Origin of the sequence: Billgrantia zhangzhouensis (genome assembly GCF_021404465.1) — a bacterium.
Taxonomy (GTDB): domain Bacteria; phylum Pseudomonadota; class Gammaproteobacteria; order Pseudomonadales; family Halomonadaceae; genus Halomonas; species Halomonas zhangzhouensis.
The window spans coordinates 144,501-164,861 of the sequence record NZ_JABFTT010000005.1 but is presented as its reverse complement, the minus strand read 5'-3'; the positions used below and the strand labels follow the sequence as shown (position 1 = coordinate 164,861).

Sequence of the window (20,361 nt, the reverse complement as noted above, 5' to 3'; positions counted from 1 at the left end):
TGCGGTCGGACGGACCTACAGGAGCCCCGATGCAACAGCGTGGACGCTTTATCACCCTGGAAGGCGGGGAAGGGGTCGGCAAGTCGACCAATCTGGAGTGGGTGGCGCAGTGGCTGACGGCGCATGGCGTCGAGGTGGTACGCACTCGGGAGCCGGGCGGCACGCCGCGGGCCGAAGCCATTCGCGAACTGCTGCTCTCGGCCGAGTTCGATGAACCTCTCGATGTCGATGCCGAACTCCTGCTGATGTTCGCCGCTCGCGCCCAGCACTTGGCACAGCGCATTCGTCCGGCACTGGAGCGGGGCGCCTGGGTGCTGTGCGATCGTTTCACCGATGCCACTTTCGCCTATCAGGGCGGGGGGCGCGGTATCGAACCCGAGCGCATCGCCCAACTGGAGCGTTTCGTGCAGCGCGGGCTCGAGCCCGACCTGACGCTGCTGCTCGACATGCCGGTCGAGGCCGCTCAGCGACGTCTGCAGGGGCGTTTGACAGCCAACGGTCACGCGCGCGACCGCTTCGAGCAGGAGCATCGGGCCTTCTTCGAGGCCGTGCGGCAGGCGTATCTGGCGCGCGCCGAGGCCGCGCCCCAGCGAGTAGCGGTGATCGACGCCGATGCACCGCTCGCCGCAGTACAGGCGCGCCTGACGGAGTGTCTGGAGAGCCGGGTGGGTGCATGGCTATGAGCACAAGCGCACTGCCGACGCCGCTGCCATGGCAGCAACCCCTGTGGCAGCGCTTCCTGGAACTGTATCGCAGTGGACGGTTGCCTCATGCGCTGTTGCTCTCGGGGCCGCATGGCGTGGGCAAGCAGCGCTTCGCCGAGGCGCTGCTTGGCTACCTGTTGTGTGCTTCGCCGGGCGACGTGGCCTGCGGTCAGTGTCATGGCTGCCACATGTTGGCCTCCGGCTATCATCCCGACCTGCTGCGTGTTTCACCGGAAGAGGGCAAGCGACAGATTCGCATCGATCCAATTCGTGAGGTCAACGCTTTCGTTGCCCAGACCGCCCAACAGGGCGGGCACCGTGTGATCGTGCTGTCGCCGGCCGAGGCGATGAATGTCGCAGCTGCCAATGCGCTGCTCAAAAGTCTGGAAGAACCTGGCCAGCACACCCTGTTCCTGCTGCTGGCGGATGTTCCGTCGAGGATGCTAGCCACCATTCGCTCGCGTTGCCAGCATTGGAGCCTGCCGGTGCCGGGACTCGAGCAGAGCCAGGCATGGCTGACGCAGCAACTGGGCAGTCGGGAGGAGGCCGACTTCTGGTACCGGGTTTCGGGCAACCTGCCGCTGTTGGCGACCGAGCTAGCCACGCCGGAGTCCCGGGCGTTGCGCAAGCAGTTGCACGAAACCTTCGATGCCTTGGTGCGTGGTGCCGAGCCGGTGGCGGAAGCGGCTCGTCTCGACCGTCAGTCCCTGGAGTCGATCCTATGGTACGGTATTGCCTGGCTCGAGGATCTGATTCGCCTGGGCTTGTCGGGGGAGTCGGCGCAACTGCGCAATCCCGACCTGCTTCCGCTTTATCGACAGGCGGTCAAGAATGCCCGGGTGCAGGATTGGTTCCGGCTGCTGGATTTCGCTCGCGAACAGCGCCGCTTGCTGGCCTCGGGCGGCAATCCCAACCCTCAGTTGGTCCTCGAGGCCTGGCTGGTACGCTGGTCGACCCTGCTGCGTTCTTGAGGCAGGACTCAGGGAGGAGAAGGGATGGCATCGCAAGAGGCATTGTCGTTGACGATCCAGGACGAGCAGACGCTGCTCTCCGCCTTCATGCCGTTGCTGGAACGGGGTGGTATCTTCGTGCCCACGCGCGAGCACTACGAGCTGGGGCAGGAGGTCTATTTGTTGCTGACCCTGCCCGGCGAGAGCGAGCGGGTGCCGGTCACCGGTCAGGTCGTCTGGGTTTCCCCCGATGGCGTAACGGGGCAGCGGGTGCCGGGCATCGGGATCCACTTCAGCACCGAGGACCTGGGCGTGCGCGACCGTATCGAAGCCCTCCTGGCAGGCCAACTGAACGAGGACACCCCGACCCATACCTTCTGAGTCGGAACGTAGCGCCATTCAACGCCATTCACCGAACGAGCTTCAATCTGCATGTTTGTCGATTCGCACTGCCATCTCGACCGTCTCGCTTCCACCACTCACGGGGGAAATCTTGCCGCCACCCTGGAAGCGGCCAGGGCGCGTGACGTCCGCCAGTTCCTTGCCATCGCGGTAACCCTCGACGACGTGCCGGTCCTGGCCCGGATCGGGCGTGAACACGATGACGTGGCGATCACCGCCGGCGTGCATCCGCTGCAACTTCTCGAGCGCGAACCCGAGATCGAGAGCATCAAGGAGGCGGCCGAGCGCTTCGGAGCCGTGGCCATCGGCGAATGTGGCCTGGACTATCATTACCTCGACAAGACACCCGATCGCGTGCCGTCGCGGGAGGTCCAGTGCGAACGCTTCCGGCGCCAACTGGTTGCCGCCACCGAGCTGGAATTGCCAGTGATCGTGCACACCCGTGATGCGCGTGAGGATACGTTGACGCTGATTCGCGAGCATAGCGACCCTGCCACCGGAGGGGTACTGCACTGTTTCACGGAGGATCTCGAGATGGCGCGAGAGGCGGTGCGTCACGGCTTCTACATCTCGCTGTCGGGTATCGTCACCTTCCGCAACGCCGAGTCGCTGCGCGAGGTGGCGCGCCGGGTGCCGCTCGACCGGCTGCTTATCGAGACCGATAGTCCCTACCTGGCGCCGGTGCCGTATCGCGGCAAGCCCAACGAACCGGCCTGGGTGGTGGAGGTTGCCGAGTGCATCGCTGAAGCGCGAAGTATCAGCGTCGATGAGGTCGCCATGCAGACCACGGCCAACTTCTACCGCCTGTTCCGCGGGGCAGCGCCCGAACCCAGCGCCGAGACGCGCGACATCCTGGCCCGAGCCGGGCTGGTATAGCAGGAAGAGGGAGTTTCATGTCGAAGGGGGGCGTATGAACCTGGATCCGCTGCTCAATCACGTCGGGCCCGATGGCGCCATTCCTCCGCTGGATCGCTGGCAGCCGGGACAGACAGGCGAAATGGACCTGGAGATTGCCGCCGACGGTCGTTGGTTCCATGAAGGCAGCGAAATGACGCGCCCCCGCCTGGTCCGGCTGCTCTCGACGCTGCTACGGCGTGAGGAGGATGGCCACTATTATCTAGTCACGCCGGTCGAGAAGCAGCGTATCCGTGTGGTCGATCATCCGTTCGTGGTGGTCGACGCCGAATACGAGGAGGCCGTCGGCTGCTGGTGGCTGACTACCCATGCCGGCGACCGCCTGCGCTTGGACGAGGTGCACCGGCTTCGCGTCAGTGCCACGCCCGATGGCGTCCTGGTGCCTGAGGTTCCGGTACGCTTCGGCCTTGCCGCCCGGCTGGGGCGCAATGTCTTTTACCGCCTGGTGGAGCATGCCGAGCAGCGGCGTGGGAAGGAGGGCGTGGTCGAACTCGGGCTAACCAGCGCCGGCTGTTGGCAACCCTTGGGCGAACTGCCCGCCGAGGCCTCGTGAGGCTGACGGAAGAGCAGCGAGCCGTCGTCGAGCATGGAGCCGGCCATGCGCGGGTGGCTGCCGTGGCGGGAGCCGGCAAGACCACCACGCTGGTTGCCCGCGTACTGTACCTGCTCGAGCGAGGCGTACCGGCGAGCCGGATCCTGGTGTTGATGTTCAACCGCTCGGCACGCGAGGACTTCCAGCGACGGCTCGTCGAGATGGCCCCTGCCGGGCAGCGCCTGCCGGACGTGCGTACCTTTCACTCCCTGGGACATCGCCTGACGGCGACGCTGACCCGCTGGGGCGTGTTGGCACCGCGCCGCCTGATTGCCGCCGATTGGCAGGTCGAGAGGCTGCTGCGCCAAGCCACCCTCGAGGTACTGGAGGATGGCGATCGGCGCGAGATGGCCCTGGAGGCCGATACCCTCGAAGCGTTGGCGCACTTCTGCGGTCTAGTGAAGGCTGAGATGGTGCCGGCGGCCACGCTGCTGGAGCGGCTCGATTACGGCGAGGGTAGCGAGCATTTTGCCGAGGCCTACGAGCGCCTCGAGTCGTTGCTTGCCGAGCATGGCCTGATGACCTACTCGGATCTGCTCTATCGTCCGCTGCGTGCCTTGGAGGCAGATGCCGGGCTGGCTCGACGGGTCCAGGGCTACCTCGACCAGGCCATCGTCGATGAATATCAGGACATCAACCAGGCCCAGTTGCGCTTGTTGGCGCTGCTCGCCGGCCGCGACGCCGACGTGATGGCGGTGGGGGATGCCAACCAGTGCATTTACGAGTGGCGTGGCGCGCATCCCGACACCATGCGCGAGCACTTCACCGCCACCTTCGGCCAGGCCGAGGACTACCCGCTTTCCACCACCTTCCGCCACGGTCATGCCCTGGCGCTGTTGGCCAACCATGCCATCGCCGCCAACCGGCGACGTCCCGACCAGTTGTGCCTGGCGGCTCCCGGCAATCCACATACCGACCTTGCCGTCGAGCAGGGCGGCGCGGCGCTACTGGCCTCCCTCGGCCAATGGCTGCGTGAGGGGAGAAGGTTGGACGAAGCCTGCTTGCTGGTGCGTAGCTGGGCGCTGTCGGTGCCGGTGCAGTTGCAACTGCTGCAGGCCGGTATCCCGTTCCGTCTCGCGCGCGAGGATCGTTTCGTCTTTCGCTTGCCACTGGTACAGGCCCTGGCCGGCTATCTGCGCCTGGCACGTACGCCGGCTCTGCTGTTCGATCCTGCGCATCTGTTGCGCCTGTTCGAGCAGCCTACGCCGTTCGTTGCACGCGAGCGCCTGGTGGCCTTGGCGCAGCGCCTGGCGCAGACACAACGTTACCCCGAGCGCGACGACCCGCTGTTGGCGGGCCTCAAGCCCATGCAGCGGCGCAATCTCAAGCGGCGCTGGACGCTGCTGTGCGAGCTGCCGCGTCTCGGCGCCTGGCCGCCAGCACGTCTGCTGGCGCATATCGTCGAAGCCTTGGATGCCGAAAAGGTGCTCAAGCGAGCGGCCGCACGCCGCGAGAAGGGGGAAGAAGACGTACGCCTGCTCGATGTGCTCGTCGAGCAGGCTGGCGAGACACAGGACATCGACACCTTCATCGAACTGCTCGAGCGGCCCGTCGAGAATCATGCCGGTGGCTTGTTGATCACCACTGTGCACGGAGCCAAGGGGCTCGAGTGGCCGCTGGTAGTGGTGGCCGGCGTCAACGAGGAGGATTTTCCCCACTACAGTCGCGACAACCCGCTTTCCCCCGCGCGCCTGGAAGAGGAGAGGCGGCTGTTCTATGTCGCCGTGACCCGGGCCCGCGAACGCCTGTTGCTGCTTCACGATCGCGGTGAGCATCGGCCTAGCCGCTTCCTGGCGGAAACGGCATGGGAGGATTGCCGTCGTATCGCGGCACGCCTTGCGGCGCCTGCGGAAGAGGTTCGCTTGGCGGTGGTTTCGCCTCAACTGGTCTCGCGCTATCTGGCTAGCTTGGGCCATGATGGGATAAACGTCACACAGAGTGAGCCTGAGGTCGGTGAAACGCGGGCAGCCTATGCCGCGCAGCCCTATCGACCGGGGCAGCGGCTACGTCACGCGGTATTCGGTGAGGGTGAAGTGACCGTGGTCGAGGGTGATCCCGCCGACCCGGTGATCGAGGTCGATTTCACTCAGGCCGGCCGGCGGCGCTTGCTGGCCTGTCGAGCCCCCATCGAGCTGCTCACTGGCGAAGCGAAGACCGAACGTGCCCAAGGAGAACGCGCATGAGACAGGTGCTAATCACCGCCAATGAATTGGCTGAGTCGCTGCATAATAGAGTGCCGCCGCTGGTTCTCGACTGCCGTGCACGCTTGGGCGATGGCGATGCCGGCCGGCGCCTGTGGGAGGCCGGGCACGTGCCTGGTAGTCTGCATCTCGATCTCGACCGTGATCTGGCGGCCGCTCCCGGTGAGGGCGGTCGTCATCCGCTGCCGACTCCCGAAGCCTTTACCGCCACATTGCAGCGCCTTGGGGTATCGCCTGACCGTCCCGTGGTGGTGCTGGACGACATGGGAGGGCAGTTGGCCGCGGCGCGGGCCTGGTGGATGCTGGCCGTGTGGGCGGGGCATCCCGACGTCCGAGTGCTCGATGGTGGATTGCACGCCTGGCAGGAGGCGGGCGGCGAGCTGGTACTGGAGCAGGAGGCGTCACCCGGGCCCAGCCAATGGCAGCCGATTTTCGATACCGGTGCGTGTCTGGATGCCGATCGGGTCTTCTCCGGGAGGGAACTCAAGGTCGATGCCCGCAGCGAGGAGCGCTTTCGCGGCGAAGCCGAGCCCATTGACCCGGTGGCCGGCCACATCCCCGGTGCAGTGTGCCGTCCCAGTGCCGCCAACCTGAACGAAGCGGGGCGCTTCAAGGGGGCCGAGACACTCGAAGCCGAACTGCCCCGGGACGATGCCATCGTGGCTTACTGTGGTTCCGGAGTGACTGCTTGCCACAACATCCTGGCCTATGCCATTGCCGGTCGGCCCCTGCCCCGGCTCTATCCCGGCTCCTGGAGCGAATGGGTACGCGATCCGTCAAGGCCGGTGGCGCGCTCGACGAATCGCTCTTGAACCCGACACTGCGCGACAGGTACCGTCAAGGGATGGGACACGGAAACGTCATAAAAGGGAACGGAGGGGCATCGGGATATGAACTTTGCGCTCATCGGGGCTGCCGGGTATATCGCACCGCGACACATGCAGGCCATCAAGGACACTGGCCATACCCTGGTAGCCGCCTACGACATCAACGATTCGGTGGGCATCATCGACTCGATCTCGACGGATTGCGCCTTCTTCACCGAGTTCGAATACTTCATGGAGCACGCTTGGCGGCTCAGGCGGCAGAAGGAAGGAGCGATCGACTATTGGGTGGTCTGTTCTCCCAATCATCTGCATAGCGCCCATATCACCGCCGGTCTGCATCTTGGTTGCGATGTGATCTGCGAGAAGCCGCTGGTATCGACGCCAGAGCAGCTCGATGAGCTGCGCAGCGTCGAGAAGGAGACCGGTCGGCGTGTCTACAGCATCATGCAACTGCGTCACCATCCAGCCATTCATGAACTGCGCGACAAGGTATTGGCCGAGCGGCGGGAGGGCCAGTACGACGTCGAGCTGACCTACATCACCGCGCGTGGTCCCTGGTATCTGGCCAGTTGGAAAGGCGATTCCCGTAAATCCTTCGGTGTGATGGCGGAAATAGGGATTCACTTCTTCGATATGCTGCACGTGATCTTCGGTGAGCTGAAGGCTCAGGTGCTTCACTACCATGATGAGCACAAGGCTGCCGGTTACCTGGAATACGAAAAGGCGCGGGTGCGCTGGTTCCTCTCCATCGACGCCGAGGATTTGCCCGAGCGGGTACGGGGCCAGCACTCCACTTATCGCAGCATTACCTGCGACGGCGAGGAGTTCGAGTTCTCCAGCGGCTTCACCGACCTGCACACGGTCAGCTATCGCGAGGTACTGGCTGGGCGTGGTTTCGGCATCGAGGCTGTGCGCCACTGCCTCGAGACCGTCTACCAACTGGGTCTGGCCACTCCCGAAGCGCCGCGCGAGGGCGAGGCGCATCCCCAACTGGCGAGGCTTTTGCCGACACGCCCGGTAGCCGTGGCCGGACGCGGTTGAGCGGAAGGGACGTATGCATTTCATCGATCTTGCCGCGCAGCAAGCCCGGATCAAGCCACGGCTGGATGCTGCCATCCAGACCGTGCTGGCGCATGGCCGCTACGTGATGGGACCCGAAGTGGCCGAACTGGAGCGACGCCTGGCCGACTATGTCGGCGTTGCCCACTGCATTGGCTGCGCCAACGGTACCGATGCGTTGCAGATTGCGCTGATGGCACTCGACATCGGCCCGGGTGATGAGGTCATCGTGCCCGGCTTCACCTTCATCGCCAGCGCGGAAAGCATCGTGCTGGTTGGGGCCAGGCCGGTCTATGTGGACATCGATCCCCACACCTACCTGCTCGATCCCACTCGGGTCGAGGCAGCCATCACGCCACGTACCCGTGCCGTCATGCCAGTGTCCTTGTTCGGCCAGTGTGCCGACATGGAGGCCATCGAAGCGCTGGCGCGCAAGCACGACCTGGAGGTCGTGGAAGATGCCGCCCAGAGCTTCGGGGCCACCCGGCATGGGCGCCGTTCCTGCGGACTGTCACGCATCGCCTGCACCAGTTTCTTTCCCAGCAAGCCGCTTGGGGCCTATGGCGATGGCGGTGCGCTGTTCACCGACGATGCCGAGCTGGCTGAAAAGGTGCGGCTCGTGACGCGTCACGGCGAAGCGCGGCGTTACCACCACACCCGGGTCGGCATGAACAGCCGATTGGATACCCTGCAGGCTGCTATCCTGCTGGCCAAGCTCGAGCTGTTCGACGAGGAGGTCGTGCTCAGGCAGCAGGCGGCCAAGCGCTATGACGCTCTGCTGGCCGAATCCGGCATCGTCAACGCGCCGCGCGTGGCGCCTGGCAATACCAGCGTCCATGCCCAGTACAGCATTCGTGTACCGCGGCGCGACGAGGTCCAGGCCAAGCTCGCGGACGCCGGTATCCCCACGGCGGTGCACTATCCGCTACCGCTCAACCATCAGCCCGCCGTGGCCGATCCCGCCTGCAAGCTGCCAGTCACCGAGGCGGTCTGCCGGGAGATTCTCAGCCTGCCGATGCATCCCTATCTCGAAGCCGCGCAGCAGAGGCGGGTGGTGGAGGCCCTACAGGAGGCACTACACGCTGCGAGCTAAGGGCCTCGGGCTGTGAGCTAGACTTGCCCCCGAAGCCCAAAGCCCTAGCTTACATATTGGGATAGTTGGGTCCACCGCCGCCTTCCGGCGCTACCCACCGGATGTTCTGCGCCGGGTCCTTGATGTCGCAGGTCTTGCAGTGCACGCAGTTCTGGAAGTTGATCTGGAAATGCGGCTTGCCGTCGTCGTCCTCGACCACCTCGTAGACCCCGGCCGGACAGTAGCGCTGTGCCGGCTCGGCATATTTCGGCAGGTTCTCGCGGATGGGAAGCTCCGGGTCCAACAGCTTCAGGTGGCTCGGCTGATCCTCTTCATGATTGGTGTTCGACAGGAACACCGAGGAGAGCTTGTCGAAGGAGAGCTTGCCATCGGGCTTGGGGTAGTCGATCTTCTCGAACTCGCTGGCCGGCTTCAGGGCCGCATGATCCGGGGTGGTATCGTGGACGTTGGGCAGCTTGCCGCCCAGCAACTGGTTGACGAAGTTGTAGGCCCCGCCGCCCACGGTGCCGTATTTGTGGATTGCCGGGCCGAAGCTGGCGCTCTCCTTGAGTTCGGCATAGGCCCAGCTCTGCTCCCACTTGTGGGTGAAGGCAGTCAGCTCCTGGCCCCCCTCGTCGCCGCCGGCGATGGCCTCGAATACCGCTTCGGCGGCCACCAGGCCGGATTTCATCGCTGTATGTAGACCCTTGATCTTGGCGAAGTTCAGCGTGCCGGCATCGCAACCGATCAACAGACCGCCGGGGAAGGTCATCTTTGGCAGACAGTTGAGGCCGCCCTTGGTGATGGCCCGCGCACCGTAGGCGACCCGCTTGCCACCCTCCAGGTGCTTGGCCAATACCGGATGATGCTTCATGCGCTGGAATTCGTCGAACGGCGAGAGCCAGGGGTTCTGGTAGGAGAGGTCCATGATCAGGCCGACGACCACCTGATGGTTCTCGGCGTGATAGAGGAACCAGCCGCCGTGGGTATCCTTGGCCAGCGGCCAGCCCGAGCCGTGCAGTACCAGCCCCGGCTCGTGCTGCTCGGCGGGGATGTCCCACAGCTCCTTGAGGCCGATACCGTAATGTTGGGGGTCGCGTCCCTCGTCGAGCTTGAAGCGCGAGATCAGCTCCTTGCCCAAGTGGCCGCGGGCGCCCTCGGCGAACAGGGTGTACTTGGCGCGTAGTTCCATGCCCGGCATGTAGCTGTCCTTGGGCGTACCGTCGGTGGCCACGCCCATGTCGCCGATGAGAATGCCGCGCACGGTGCCGTCGTCATCGTGGATGACCTCCTGGGCGGCGAAGCCGGGGAATACCTCGACGCCGAGTTCCTCGGCCTGTTCGGCTAACCAGCGGCACAGGTTGCCGGCGCTGATCACGTAGCGCTTCATGTCGCCGCCGGTGTTGTGCATGCTCTTCGGTACCAGGGCGTTGGGCAGCTTCTGGGCCTTCTGAGCATCCTTGAGCAGGTAGACCTCATCGCGGGCGGCCGGGGTGGTCAGCGGAGCGCCACGCTCTTCCCAGTCGGGGAACAGCTCGGCCAGTGCGCGGGGTTCGAACACGGCGCCCGAGAGAATATGGGCGCCGACTTCGGAGCCTTTTTCCACCACGCACACCGTCAGCTCCTGACCGGCCTCGTTGGCCTGTTGCATCAGGCGGCAGGCGGCCGAAAGCCCGGAAGGACCGGCACCGACGATCACTACGTCGAAGTCCATTGAATCGCGTTCTACTTGCTCAGACATCCACTCGCTCCTCCCTCGGTTTCGGCGTCGGAGCAGCTGCCACCAACGTCGAAGGAAAATAAAACGGTCGTTTGCTTCTCGATATTCTCCATGATAGGCATAATAAACGACTCAGGACAGCCCTACGATGGCAATGTACGACGACTCCACCCGCAGCGGTGGAGGGATTGTTGCCACAGGCTTGGCTGTGGCACATTGGCAGGGTTTTTCGATACGGCGCCTATCAAACGCTTGCATGAAACGTATAAAGGAATAGCAAACGGTTCTAAGGGTTCGTTGACCTTCCGCCCAGGACGTCAGCGAGTCCAAAACCAAACGGTTCACCCACTGAACCAAGTGAGGACACCATGAAAGTACTCGTCGCGGTCAAACGCGTCATCGACTACAACGTCAAGATCCGGGTCAAGCCGGATCACTCCGACGTCGATCTCATCAATGTGAAGATGGCCATGAACCCCTTCTGCGAGATCGCCGTGGAAGAGGCGGTACGGTTGAAGGAGAAAGGCGTCGCCACCGAGGTGGTCGCCGTGACCATCGGTCCCAAGGCCGCCCAGGAACAGCTGCGCACCGCGCTGGCGCTGGGTGCCGACCGTGCCGTGCATGTCGAGACCGAAGAACGCGTCGAGTCGCTGGCCGCGGCCAAGCTGCTGGCCAAGGTGGTGGAAGAGGAGCAGCCGGGGCTGGTCATTCTCGGCAAGCAGGCCATCGATACCGACAACAACCAGACCGGCCAGATGCTCGCCGCCCTGGCTGGCCTGCCCCAGGGTACCTTCGCCTCCGAGGTGAAGGTGGACGATGGCAAGGTTCAGGTGACCCGCGAGGTGGACGGCGGCCTGCAGACCGTCGAGCTGACCCTGCCGGCGGTGATCACCACCGACCTGCGCCTCAACGAGCCGCGCTACGCCAAGCTGCCCGACATCATGAAGGCCAAGAAGAAGCCGCTGGACGTCAAGAGCCCGGCCGACTACGGCGTCGAGGTGGTCAGCAAGCTCACGCTGCTCAAGGTCGAGTCGCCGGCCGAGCGCAAGGGCGGCATCAAGGTGGGCTCCGTCGATGAGCTCGTGGACAAACTCAAGAACGAAGCCAAAGTGCTTTGAAGGGAGCTGATTTCATGAGCATTCTGGTACTTGCCGAACATCACGACGGCCAGCTTGCCGGCGCCACCGCCCATGTGGTTGCTGCGGCCCAGAAAGTGAAAGCGACCATTGGCGGCGACATCGACGTGCTGGTAGCCGGCGAGAACGTCGGTGCCGTGGCCGAGGCCGCTGCCAAGCTCGACGGCGTGAGCAAGGTGCGGGTGGCCGACAACGCCGCCTACGCCCACCAACTGGCCGAGCCCATGGGCGCGCTGTTGGTCGAGCTGGCTGGCGACTATTCCCATCTCCTCGCCGCCGCCTCCACCACCGGCAAGAACGTGCTGCCGCGCGTTGCCGCACTGAAGGACGTCAGCCAGCTCTCCGAGATCGTCGAAGTGGTCGACGCCGACACCTTCAAGCGCCCGATCTATGCCGGCAACGCCATCGCTACGGTGAAGAGCGCCGACAGCCTCAAGGTGATCACCGTGCGCACCACGGCGTTCGATGCGGTGTCAGCCGGCGGTAGCGCCAGCGTCGAGAGCGTCGAGGCCGTGGCCGAGAATAGCCAGTCCACCTTCATCAAGCAGGAACTGGCCCAGAGCGATCGCCCCGAGCTGGGCGGTGCGCGGGTGGTCATCTCCGGCGGTCGCGGCATGGGCAGCGGCGAGAACTTCAAGCTGCTCGACGGTATCGCCGACAAGCTGGGGGCCGCCATCGGCGCCTCGCGGGCGGCGGTGGACGCCGGCTTCGTACCCAACGACATGCAGGTGGGGCAGACCGGCAAGATCGTTGCGCCGGAGCTCTACATCGCCGTGGGTATCAGCGGGGCCATCCAGCACCTGGCCGGCATGAAGGACTCCAAGGTGATCGTGGCGATCAACAAGGACGAAGAGGCGCCGATCTTCCAGGTTGCCGACTACGGCCTGGTGGGCGACCTGTTCGAGGTGCTGCCGGAGCTGGAAAGCAAGCTCTGATCCCTCTCCGTCATGTCCAAGGATGCCGGCTCTGCAAGGAGCCGGCTTCTTGCCGATTGGTCGTTCTGTTCTGGGCGAAGGCACTCTGTCTGGTGTAGGGTGTCCGTACCTTGAGAAAAAGGAACTCGGGACGGTTGAAATTGCTAACCGACGACCGCACCTCGTTAGATTGCAGCACAATCAAAGCCACCAAAAGGAGATGACCAACATGGCACATACCCTCCCTGACCTGCCGTACGCCTACGATGCGCTTGAGCCCCATATTGATGCCATGACCATGGAGATCCACCACTCGCGTCACCATCAGACCTATGTCAACAACCTGAATGCTGCCCTCGAGGGGACAGGTCTGGAGGACATGCCGGTCGACGAGCTGCTCGCCAATCTCGATCGCGTGCCGGCCGACAAGCGTCAGGCGGTGATCAACAACGGCGGCGGTCACTCCAACCACACCATGTTCTGGCAGATGATGTCGCCCAACGGCGGTGGCCAGCCCAAGGGCAAGGTGGCCGAGGCCATCGACAGCGAACTGGGCGGCTTCGAAGCCTTCAAGGATGCCTTCACCAAGGCGGCCCTGGGTCGCTTCGGCAGCGGTTGGGCCTGGCTCAGCGTTACCCCGGAGAAGAAGCTGGTGGTGGAGAACAGCCTCAACCAGGATAGCCCCATCTCCAACGGCAACACCCCGGTGCTGGGTCTGGACGTGTGGGAGCACGCCTACTACCTGAAGTTCCAGAACAAGCGCCCGGACTACATTGCCGAGTTCTTCAACGTGATCGACTGGGAGGAGGTGGAGCGCCGCTATCAGCAGGCGACTGCCTGATTCCAGCGTCGCCCGCTCAAGCAATCGCCGCAGCCAACAGGCTGCGGCGATTTCGTCTGTCAGGCTGCTGCGTCGGTGCGGCGCATTTCGGTGTGGGCGACCGGCAGGGGAGTGGCGCGAGGAGGAGGCTCAGTGGGCAACGGCGATGCGATGCCCACCGTTGGGGTGAGGCATCACCTGCATCGGTAGACCGTAGATCGCTTCCAGGGTGTCGTTGGTCATCATCTCCGTAGGGGAACCGTGGGCCAGCACCCGACCACTGTGCAGCGCGAGCAACTCGTCGCAGTAGCGCGAGGCCATGTTGATGTCGTGGAGCACGATGATCACGCATAGCTTGAGTTCGTCGCACAGCTTGCGGATCAGTGCCAGCACTTCCATCTGGTGAGAGATATCCAGTGCGGCCAGTGGTTCGTCGAGCAGCAGGAAGCGGCTCTGCTGGGCCAGCAGCATGGCCAGCCACACGCGCTGGCGTTCGCCGCCGGAGAGGGTATCCACCAGACGGTCGGCGAAGGCCTCGGTATGGCTGAGCTCGATGGCGCGCTCTACGGCGGCTTTATCCTCGGTGGTATGGCGACCCAGCAGGCCGTGCCATGGGTAGCGGCCAAAGCCGATCAACTCGCGCCCGATGAGATTCTCGGCGCTGGGCAGATGCTGGGGCAGATAAGCCACCCGGCGGGCGAACTCGCGCTGGCCCCAGTCGTTCAATGGGCGCTCATCGAGCAGGATTTCACCGCGGCTGACGGGCTGCTGTTGCGCGAGCAGCTTGATCAGGGTCGACTTTCCCGAGCCGTTATGGCCGATCAAGCCGTAGACCTTGCCTTCCTCGAAACGGTGCTCTACGGGATGCAGCAGGCACTTGCCATTGACTTCGAAGGTAGCGCCCTTGACCTCGAACATGATGGTTTCCTTGCGCGGGTAGTCGATCCTTATAGAGTAAACGAGAATCGTTGGCTTTATCTACCGTACTTCTGACCCTTACCACCCCAGCCAGTTGCGTAGGCGTTGGCCCGGTGATGATGCACGGCTGTCAATGGTGCGGTTGGCACTACCCGAGAGTTGCGCCGCGGCTTCCTTGAGCGGTGCCATGATGGCCTCGAGGTGGTGTTGGCAGAGTTGACGATCGAGGGCAGCGGGGCACTGGGCCATCAGCAGGCCGCAGTGATAGACCGCGGTATCCAGCGGCTGACGGGCCTCCCTGAAAGGCGCTGCCTCTCTGCGGCAGCGCTGCAGCTCGCTGAGCAGCATGCTCAGCATCTGTGCATCCAGCCAGCAGGGCGTGTCATCCCGTCGCGGCGAGGTGGCCACCGAGTTATGAACGGCCTGGAAGGAAACGTGCAGGAAGACGCATGTGTAGTAAAGCTGGGAGCGTTCCGCGTTCATAGGGCACCATGAAAAATATAAATGAGATTGATTTGCATTTTGATCGATGACTCTTGCCATGTCAAATAGGCGAGACGTGACAGCAATTACATTGATAATATTTTTCATTTAAAATCTGCTCCCGCATCAGACGACTGTGCAAGGTAGAAGAATTGACTGACGACAGGGTGCTACAGGACATGGCAACGCAAGGGGTTCGGGGGAGGCGTACATGATGGGACAGGCAATGCGCAGAGGCACGCCAGCACTTGCCTGCTGGCTGCTGAGCTTGCCCCTGCTGGTGCTGTTCTGGCTCGGTCTCGAGGCTCAGGGCGGTATGGCGCTGGGCTTCAAGGCATTGTTGTCGCCCTCGTTCGAGGATATCGACCAGTTGTTGCTGCACTACGCCTGGTGGCCGCGACTCTCGGTTGCGCTGCTGGCCGGCGGTGGGTTGGCGCTGGCCGGGGTGCTGATGCAGCAGGTGCTGCGTAACCCCTTGGCATCGCCCACTACGCTGGGCGTGGCTTCCGGGGCCAATCTTGCACTGATGACGGCGACCCTGCTGGCGCCTGGTGTGTTGGCCATTGGCCGCGAATGGGTGGCATTGGCTGGCGGCGGGCTGGCGGTGGGGCTGGTGTTCATGCTGGCTTGGCGGCGGGGCTTGGCACCGATTGTGGTGGTACTGGCAGGGTTGGTGGTCAATCTCTACCTGGGTGCGCTGGCTACGGCGCTGCTGCTGTTCAATCATGAGGTCCTATCGGGGCTGCTGATCTGGGGCGCTGGATCGCTGGCCCAGAACGGCTGGGACGGTGTGGCGATCCTCTGGCCGCGGTTAGCCATCGCTGCGGTGGCGGCCTGGTTCCTGCTGCGCCCCCTGGCGGTGCTGGAGCTGGACGACGCCAGCGCCAAGAGCCTGGGGGTGTCGCTCACCTACCTGCGTTTCGCCGGTATGGGGCTGGCGGTCTTCATCACTGGCAGCATCGTCAGCGTGGTGGGCATCATCGGTTTCATTGGCCTGGCGGCGCCCAATATCGTGCGTCTGGCTGGAGCGCGGCGTCTTGGTGAGCGCCTGCTGTGGGGCACGCTGCTGGGGGCGGTGCTGCTGGCCACCACCGACCTGCTATTACAGAATTTTACCGGCGTGCTGCCGACATTGATTCCTACCGGGGCGGTGACCGGTGCCTTGGGTGCGCCATTGCTGATGTGGCTGATCCCGCGCCTGAAGCTGCAGGGCAATCGAGCGCCCCAGCCGGCTGCCGTGCTGGCGAATCGACATCCTGCTCCAAGGCGTCTCGCCACGCGCTTGGCCATCGGCTTACTGCTGGCCATCGGATTAGGGTTGTTGCTTGGGCAGGGGGTAAATGGCTGGTACTGGCTGTCGCCGGATAACTGGAACGTGATGCAGTGGCGTATGCCCCGGGTGCTGGCGGCGGCGGCCAGCGGCTTGATGCTGGCCGTGGCCGGTACCTTGCTGCAGCGCCTCTCCGCCAACCCGATGGCCAGCCCCGAGGTGCTGGGTATCAGCGGTGGCTGTGCGATTGCCTTGATCCTGGGGATCTTCCTGCTGCCTGCGCCGACCAGCGGCATGCTGGTCGGCGTCGGTACCCTGGGGGCCTTTGCCACGCTGCTGATCCTGGTGGCGCTCAATCGCCGCAGCGGTTTCGTGCCCGAGCGTTTGCTGCTGACCGGGGTGGCAGTAACGGCGCTGTTCGATGCAGTGCGCAGCGTGATGCTGGCGGGAGGGGACCCGCGTGGGCAGCAGGTCATCGCCTGGCTGGCCGGTTCCACCTACTACGTCGATCTCACCAGTGCCCTGGTGGTGGGCACGTTGGCTGCACTGCTCGCGCTGTGTACCCTGCCGCTCACCCGCTGGCTGGATATCCTGCCGCTGGGCGCCCCGACTACCCAGGCGTTGGGTATCGCCCTCAATCGTGCGCGCTTGGTGTTGCTGCTGCTGGTGGCCCTGTTGACTGCCTGCGCCACCCTGGTGGTGGGGCCGCTCTCCTTTATCGGGCTACTGGCGCCGCATATGGCCAGGCTGCTGGGGCTGTCGCGGGCCCACCAGCATCTGCTGGGGGCGGCACTGATGGGCATGCTGCTGATGGTGCTGGCCGACTGGGTGGGTCGCCAGATCATTTTCCCGTACGAGATTCCGGCCGGGTTGGTCGCCTCGCTGATCGGTGGCGCCTACTTCATGTGGAGGCTGAGGCGACTGTGATGGGCCGTGTGGCGGAGGCTTCGTCGTCTAGGCAGGAGGTACGCATGACGGAAATGGCGGAGGTCGCTGCTCGTCTGGAGGACCCGGCCGAGGCGCTGCTGGCGCTCTATCGTCAGCCACCCCTCGACAAGCTCAAGGCACCCCGCTTCGGGGTGCCTGATGTACCCACCATTGTGGCCTCCGCGTTGCTCGACCATGAGGAGCTGGAGGCGGTGCTGGGCCGGTTCATGGCCACCTTCGGCGAAGGAGCCGACCGCAAGGCCGCTGTTTCGATCTGGTCGAAGTTCCATTTCAGTAGCGTCTCGATCCCGACACTAGTGGCCAATCTGCTGTTGAAGCAGGCGCTGCCGGTAGGGCTGTCGCAGATGCGCCTCGAACTAGCAAAGGACGGGCGGCCAGCGCATATCTGGCTTCCTGAAGGTGCTGAGCCGCTGCTCTCACAGGATCCCTTGGTACGCTTCGATTATCTCTTCGACGATCATTGCGCGCCGGTGGTCGAGGCGCTGGCAGCGATCTCCGGGCTTTCGCCCAAGGTGTTTTGGAGTAATCTCGGGCACTACGTGGAGTTCGTGGGAAAAACCTGCTCGCAGCATCCACTGTTCGAGGGGGCTGGGGAGCCGCTGCTGCGCTATCTAGAGGCGCGCACGCTGCCGGATGGGCGTCGCAATCCGCTCTACCTGCCGGTGCGCTATCTCGAACTGGGCGGTGAGGCCCCCACCCGGGTGCGGCGGCTCTGCTGCGTCAAGTATCGCCTGCCCGATGAGCCGCTATGTGGCGGCTGTCCGTTGAAGCCCGAGAATCGTCCCGCCAAGCCATCGCGCTGAGTGTCGGACACGTCTCAAAAGAGAGAGCATATGGAGCTGTTCAGAATCGTATGGCGGGATTACCGCTGGGCTTTCATCGGCGTGATCGCGCTCAGCCTGGCGAGTGCCGGTCTGGGCATCGGCGTGATCGCCTTCATCAACCAGCGGCTGCTCGATGCCTTTGCCGATCCCTGGCGGATATTGCCCCTGTTCCTCGGCTTGATCGTGCTTCTGCTGGTGGTCACGCTCGCCTCGCAGTTGGCGTTGACCACCCTGGGGCATTACTTCGTTTACCGTCTGCGTGGACAGCTGATCAAGCGCATCATGGATACCGATATCGAGCGCGTCGAGCAGATCGGCAGTGCGCGCCTGCTCGCAAGCCTGTCCACCGATGTGCGCTATATCACGGTGGCATTCGTGCGCTTGCCGGAGCTGGTGCAGGGTGGGGTGCTGACCGTAGGCGCCTGCCTCTACCTGGGCTGGCTGTCGCCCTCGATACTGGCGGTGATGGTGATATGGACCGCGGTCACCATCATCATTGGTATGCGCTTGGTCACCTGGGTCTACCAGCATATGGCCAAGCTGCGTGAAGTCGAGGATCGGCTCTATGCGGATTATCAGTCGGTCATCGAGGGGCGCAAGGAACTGGCGCTCAACCGCCACCGGGCTGAGTGGCTCTACCGAGACGTCTACACGTCCAATGCCGATGCCTATCGCCACCATATCGTGCGCAGTGATACCTACCACCTCAGTGCGATCAACTGGTTCAATATCATGATGCTGGGCGCCATCGGCGTGGTGTTCTTTCTGGCCAATGGCTTGGGCTGGGCGTCGGCCCAGGTGGCGACCACTTTCTCGCTCACCCTGCTATTCCTTCGTGCCCCCTTGATTCAGGCGGTGGGGGCCGTGCCGACATTGATCAACGCGCGCGTGGCCTTCGACAAGCTGAGCACCCTGACGCTGGCCGATTATCGAGAAACGTTCGATAGCGACTCGAGACGTCACGACTGGCAGGAGATCGCCCTGGAGGGGGTATCTTATCGTTACCCCGATGAGGAGGCGCGGCCAGGTTTTGCGATAGGACCTCTCGATTTATGCCTGCGGCGCGGTGAGGTGGTGTTTCTGATTGGCGGCAACGGTAGCGGCAAGTCGACGCTGGCACGCCTGCTCACCGGGCTCTACCATCCCCAGGCGGGAAGTATCCGGGTCGATGGCAGGCCTTTGCGGCAGGCGGACTGGACGACGTATCGCCAGCACTTCTCGGCCATTTATACCGATTTTCATCTCTTCGATCGATTGATCGGCCCCGGCGGAGAGTCGCCGGATGTCGCCCTGGTGGAGGAATGGCTCAGCGAACTGGAAATGCAGCACAAGCTGGATTTCGACGGTGATCGTGTCACCAACGTCAACCTCTCTCAGGGGCAGCGCAAGCGGCTGGCAATGCTGCTGACGGTCGCCGAGCAGCGTGATCTGGTACTGCTCGACGAATGGGCGGCCGACCAGGACCCCCAATTTCGGCGAGTCTTCTATCGCCAACTGTTACCGCGTCTGCGCGCGCTGGGTAAGACGCTGGTGGTGATCAGCCACGATGACCACTATTTCGATCAGGCCGATCGCCTGCTGGAGATGCGTGGTGGGCAGCTTCACGAACTGGTCGGTGAGGAGCGTGTCGCCGCCAGCCGTGATGCGGTGGCGAGGGTGGGGCGGCAGACGCCCGCCTGAGACCGATTCCCTGACCTGAGGCTTCACATGCCGTTCAGAGATTACCAAGCATCGGCCGTACCAGCGCATTCACCAGAAGCTCGGCGAAGCGTTGTGCCGAGGGGAGGGCGCCGAAACTCCATGTCGGTGGCAGGGTGATCAGACTGTCGTCGCGTACGCTGGGGTGATGCTGCCAAAGAGCGCTTTCGGCTAGCTTGGCCTCGACGCCGGCCGGGTAGGGTTCCACCACCACCAGGCGAGCCTCCAGTTCGAGCAGTGCCTCTAGGGCAACCAGTGAGAACCCCCAGGAGTTAGTCTCTCCCTGCCAGGCGTTCTCCAGGCCCAGCCGATCCATGACGGCCTGAAACAGGCCGTTTTCGCCGAAGACGCGTACGTGCCGTTCGTCCATGAACTGGACGATCAGCAATGGCGGCACTGTTGCTGGCAGTTGAGCTGCAAGCTCCGCCATGCGCGCTTCGGTGGAAGAGATCAGCGCTTCGGCCGACTCCCTGTCTCCATTCAGTTCGCCCAGTTCTCGGGTCAGGCCAAGTATCTGCTCCCAGGTGTCGTCTCCCGGTGTGTAGAGCGCCATGCTGTCGACGGTGCCGATGCGGCTCAGCCGAGGCGTTAAATGAGCGAACATGGGCGTGAGCAGGATGTGCTCCGGAGCCATCCGAGCCAGTAATTCAACGTTGGGCTGCGTACGCAGGCCGATATCGGTCACGCGGCTCGGCAGTCTCGGCTCGCCGACCCAACTGTGATAATCGCCGACCTGGGCAACCCCGTCGGGTGACTCTCCTAGGGCGACCAGTGTCTCGGCCAGGGTCCAGTCGAGCGTGGCCAAGCTGTCGCTGGCCGCTGTTGGGCTGGCCGCCAGCCATAGCGAGCCGAGAATCAGGGCGAAGTGCCGGAAGCTGGGAATCAGTACGGACATAACTTTCGAAGAC

At 63.8% G+C, this 20,361-nt stretch carries 19 protein-coding genes; 15 read left to right on the top strand and 4 right to left on the bottom strand.

Annotation, left to right across the window (positions count from 1 at the left end):
- The first annotated feature begins 29 nt into the window (after positions 1-29).
- The 9 genes from tmk (at position 30) to HOP51_RS08000 (ending at position 8,743) form a co-directional block, all read left to right on the top strand.
- A complete protein-coding gene (gene tmk, locus HOP51_RS08040; RefSeq protein WP_234273426.1) occupies positions 30-683 on the top strand; it encodes a dTMP kinase in 654 nt (217 codons plus the stop codon).
- Positions 674-1,675 (top strand): DNA polymerase III subunit delta', encoded by a 1,002-nt coding sequence (locus HOP51_RS08035; protein ID WP_234273425.1) that lies wholly within the window; start codon positions 674-676, stop codon positions 1,673-1,675. The genes tmk and HOP51_RS08035 overlap by 10 nt, the downstream gene beginning before the upstream one ends.
- Before the next feature lie 24 nt (positions 1,676-1,699).
- Positions 1,700-2,035, top strand: a complete 336-nt coding sequence (locus tag HOP51_RS08030; RefSeq protein ID WP_234273424.1) for a PilZ domain-containing protein — start codon at positions 1,700-1,702, stop codon at positions 2,033-2,035.
- A 51-nt stretch (positions 2,036-2,086) separates the two neighbouring features.
- Entirely contained in the window at positions 2,087-2,932 is an 846-nt protein-coding gene (locus HOP51_RS08025; protein ID WP_234273423.1) for a TatD family hydrolase, read from the top strand.
- Positions 2,933-2,966: 34 nt separating this feature from the next.
- The gene (locus tag HOP51_RS08020; protein ID WP_234273422.1) at positions 2,967-3,524 is read left to right on the top strand and encodes a DUF1285 domain-containing protein; all 558 of its coding nucleotides are present in this window, start codon (positions 2,967-2,969) and stop codon (positions 3,522-3,524) included.
- A complete protein-coding gene (locus tag HOP51_RS08015; protein ID WP_234273421.1) occupies positions 3,521-5,746 on the top strand; it encodes an ATP-dependent helicase in 2,226 nt (741 codons plus the stop codon). Before HOP51_RS08020 ends, HOP51_RS08015 begins: the two co-directional genes overlap by 4 nt.
- Complete coding sequence (locus tag HOP51_RS08010) at positions 5,743-6,576, top strand: sulfurtransferase (protein ID WP_234273420.1); 834 nt, start codon at positions 5,743-5,745, stop codon at positions 6,574-6,576. The genes HOP51_RS08015 and HOP51_RS08010 overlap by 4 nt, the downstream gene beginning before the upstream one ends.
- A gap of 78 nt (positions 6,577-6,654) precedes the next feature.
- Positions 6,655-7,632 carry a Gfo/Idh/MocA family oxidoreductase gene (locus tag HOP51_RS08005; protein WP_234273419.1) on the top strand — a complete coding sequence of 326 codons (978 nt, stop codon included), beginning with the start codon at positions 6,655-6,657 and terminating at the stop codon, positions 7,630-7,632.
- Positions 7,633-7,645: 13 nt separating this feature from the next.
- Positions 7,646-8,743, top strand: coding sequence for a DegT/DnrJ/EryC1/StrS family aminotransferase (locus HOP51_RS08000; protein ID WP_234273418.1), 1,098 nt, complete (start codon positions 7,646-7,648; stop codon positions 8,741-8,743).
- Between the two features lie 49 nt (positions 8,744-8,792).
- On the opposite strand, the gene HOP51_RS07995 is transcribed toward HOP51_RS08000, so the two are convergent.
- Positions 8,793-10,463 (bottom strand): electron transfer flavoprotein-ubiquinone oxidoreductase, encoded by a 1,671-nt coding sequence (locus HOP51_RS07995; RefSeq protein ID WP_234273417.1) that lies wholly within the window; start codon positions 10,461-10,463, stop codon positions 8,793-8,795.
- Positions 10,464-10,810: 347 nt separating this feature from the next.
- Here HOP51_RS07995 and HOP51_RS07990 point away from each other — a divergent pair, with 347 nt between their 5' ends.
- The 3 genes from HOP51_RS07990 (at position 10,811) to HOP51_RS07980 (ending at position 13,333) form a co-directional block, all read left to right on the top strand.
- Complete coding sequence (locus HOP51_RS07990; RefSeq protein WP_234273416.1) at positions 10,811-11,560, top strand: electron transfer flavoprotein subunit beta/FixA family protein; 750 nt, start codon at positions 10,811-10,813, stop codon at positions 11,558-11,560.
- A gap of 14 nt (positions 11,561-11,574) precedes the next feature.
- A complete protein-coding gene (locus HOP51_RS07985; RefSeq protein ID WP_234273415.1) occupies positions 11,575-12,513 on the top strand; it encodes an electron transfer flavoprotein subunit alpha/FixB family protein in 939 nt (312 codons plus the stop codon).
- A gap of 208 nt (positions 12,514-12,721) precedes the next feature.
- Complete coding sequence (locus HOP51_RS07980; protein ID WP_234273414.1) at positions 12,722-13,333, top strand: superoxide dismutase; 612 nt, start codon at positions 12,722-12,724, stop codon at positions 13,331-13,333.
- Positions 13,334-13,462: 129 nt separating this feature from the next.
- On the opposite strand, the gene HOP51_RS07975 is transcribed toward HOP51_RS07980, so the two are convergent.
- A complete protein-coding gene (locus HOP51_RS07975) occupies positions 13,463-14,230 on the bottom strand; it encodes an ATP-binding cassette domain-containing protein (protein WP_234273413.1) in 768 nt (255 codons plus the stop codon).
- Between the two features lie 78 nt (positions 14,231-14,308).
- On the bottom strand, positions 14,309-14,713 hold the full coding sequence (locus HOP51_RS07970) for a hypothetical protein (RefSeq protein WP_234273412.1): 405 nt from the start codon (positions 14,711-14,713) through the stop codon (positions 14,309-14,311).
- 211 nt (positions 14,714-14,924) lie between these two features.
- Between HOP51_RS07970 and fhuB the strand changes: the two genes are divergently transcribed.
- Genes fhuB through HOP51_RS07955 form a run of 3 tightly spaced genes read left to right on the top strand, consistent with a single transcriptional unit; the run spans position 14,925 to position 19,435 of the window.
- The gene (fhuB, locus tag HOP51_RS07965) at positions 14,925-16,910 is read left to right on the top strand and encodes a Fe(3+)-hydroxamate ABC transporter permease FhuB (RefSeq protein ID WP_234273411.1); all 1,986 of its coding nucleotides are present in this window, start codon (positions 14,925-14,927) and stop codon (positions 16,908-16,910) included.
- A gap of 44 nt (positions 16,911-16,954) precedes the next feature.
- Positions 16,955-17,734: a siderophore-iron reductase FhuF gene (gene fhuF, locus HOP51_RS07960; RefSeq protein WP_234273410.1), complete on the top strand. Its 780-nt coding sequence runs from the start codon at positions 16,955-16,957 to the stop codon at positions 17,732-17,734.
- Positions 17,735-17,764: 30 nt separating this feature from the next.
- The gene (locus HOP51_RS07955) at positions 17,765-19,435 is read left to right on the top strand and encodes a multidrug ABC transporter permease/ATP-binding protein (protein ID WP_234273409.1); all 1,671 of its coding nucleotides are present in this window, start codon (positions 17,765-17,767) and stop codon (positions 19,433-19,435) included.
- A 34-nt stretch (positions 19,436-19,469) separates the two neighbouring features.
- On the opposite strand, the gene HOP51_RS07950 is transcribed toward HOP51_RS07955, so the two are convergent.
- Complete coding sequence (locus HOP51_RS07950) at positions 19,470-20,348, bottom strand: ABC transporter substrate-binding protein (RefSeq protein ID WP_234273408.1); 879 nt, start codon at positions 20,346-20,348, stop codon at positions 19,470-19,472.
- Positions 20,349-20,361: the final 13 nt, after the last annotated feature.

What these genes read in the sequence shown, in the direction of transcription:
- HOP51_RS08025 (WP_234273423.1), top strand. Translation starts at nt 2,087, where the DNA reads ATGTTTGTCGATTCGCACTGCCATCTCGACCGTCTCGCTTCCACCACT.
- HOP51_RS07955 (WP_234273409.1), top strand. Translation starts at nt 17,765, where the DNA reads ATGGAGCTGTTCAGAATCGTATGGCGGGATTACCGCTGGGCTTTCATC.
- HOP51_RS08005 (WP_234273419.1), top strand. Translation starts at nt 6,655, where the DNA reads ATGAACTTTGCGCTCATCGGGGCTGCCGGGTATATCGCACCGCGACAC.
- HOP51_RS08020 (WP_234273422.1), top strand. Translation starts at nt 2,967, where the DNA reads ATGAACCTGGATCCGCTGCTCAATCACGTCGGGCCCGATGGCGCCATT.
- HOP51_RS08035 (WP_234273425.1), top strand. Translation starts at nt 674, where the DNA reads ATGGCTATGAGCACAAGCGCACTGCCGACGCCGCTGCCATGGCAGCAA.
- HOP51_RS07980 (WP_234273414.1), top strand. Translation starts at nt 12,722, where the DNA reads ATGGCACATACCCTCCCTGACCTGCCGTACGCCTACGATGCGCTTGAG.
- fhuB (WP_234273411.1), top strand. Translation starts at nt 14,925, where the DNA reads ATGATGGGACAGGCAATGCGCAGAGGCACGCCAGCACTTGCCTGCTGG.
- fhuF (WP_234273410.1), top strand. Translation starts at nt 16,955, where the DNA reads ATGACGGAAATGGCGGAGGTCGCTGCTCGTCTGGAGGACCCGGCCGAG.
- HOP51_RS07970 (WP_234273412.1), bottom strand. Translation starts at nt 14,713, where the DNA reads ATGAACGCGGAACGCTCCCAGCTTTACTACACATGCGTCTTCCTGCAC.
- HOP51_RS07985 (WP_234273415.1), top strand. Translation starts at nt 11,575, where the DNA reads ATGAGCATTCTGGTACTTGCCGAACATCACGACGGCCAGCTTGCCGGC.
- HOP51_RS08000 (WP_234273418.1), top strand. Translation starts at nt 7,646, where the DNA reads ATGCATTTCATCGATCTTGCCGCGCAGCAAGCCCGGATCAAGCCACGG.
- HOP51_RS08010 (WP_234273420.1), top strand. Translation starts at nt 5,743, where the DNA reads ATGAGACAGGTGCTAATCACCGCCAATGAATTGGCTGAGTCGCTGCAT.
- HOP51_RS07995 (WP_234273417.1), bottom strand. Translation starts at nt 10,463, where the DNA reads ATGTCTGAGCAAGTAGAACGCGATTCAATGGACTTCGACGTAGTGATC.
- HOP51_RS07975 (WP_234273413.1), bottom strand. Translation starts at nt 14,230, where the DNA reads ATGTTCGAGGTCAAGGGCGCTACCTTCGAAGTCAATGGCAAGTGCCTG.
- HOP51_RS07950 (WP_234273408.1), bottom strand. Translation starts at nt 20,348, where the DNA reads ATGTCCGTACTGATTCCCAGCTTCCGGCACTTCGCCCTGATTCTCGGC.
- HOP51_RS07990 (WP_234273416.1), top strand. Translation starts at nt 10,811, where the DNA reads ATGAAAGTACTCGTCGCGGTCAAACGCGTCATCGACTACAACGTCAAG.
- tmk (WP_234273426.1), top strand. Translation starts at nt 30, where the DNA reads ATGCAACAGCGTGGACGCTTTATCACCCTGGAAGGCGGGGAAGGGGTC.
- HOP51_RS08030 (WP_234273424.1), top strand. Translation starts at nt 1,700, where the DNA reads ATGGCATCGCAAGAGGCATTGTCGTTGACGATCCAGGACGAGCAGACG.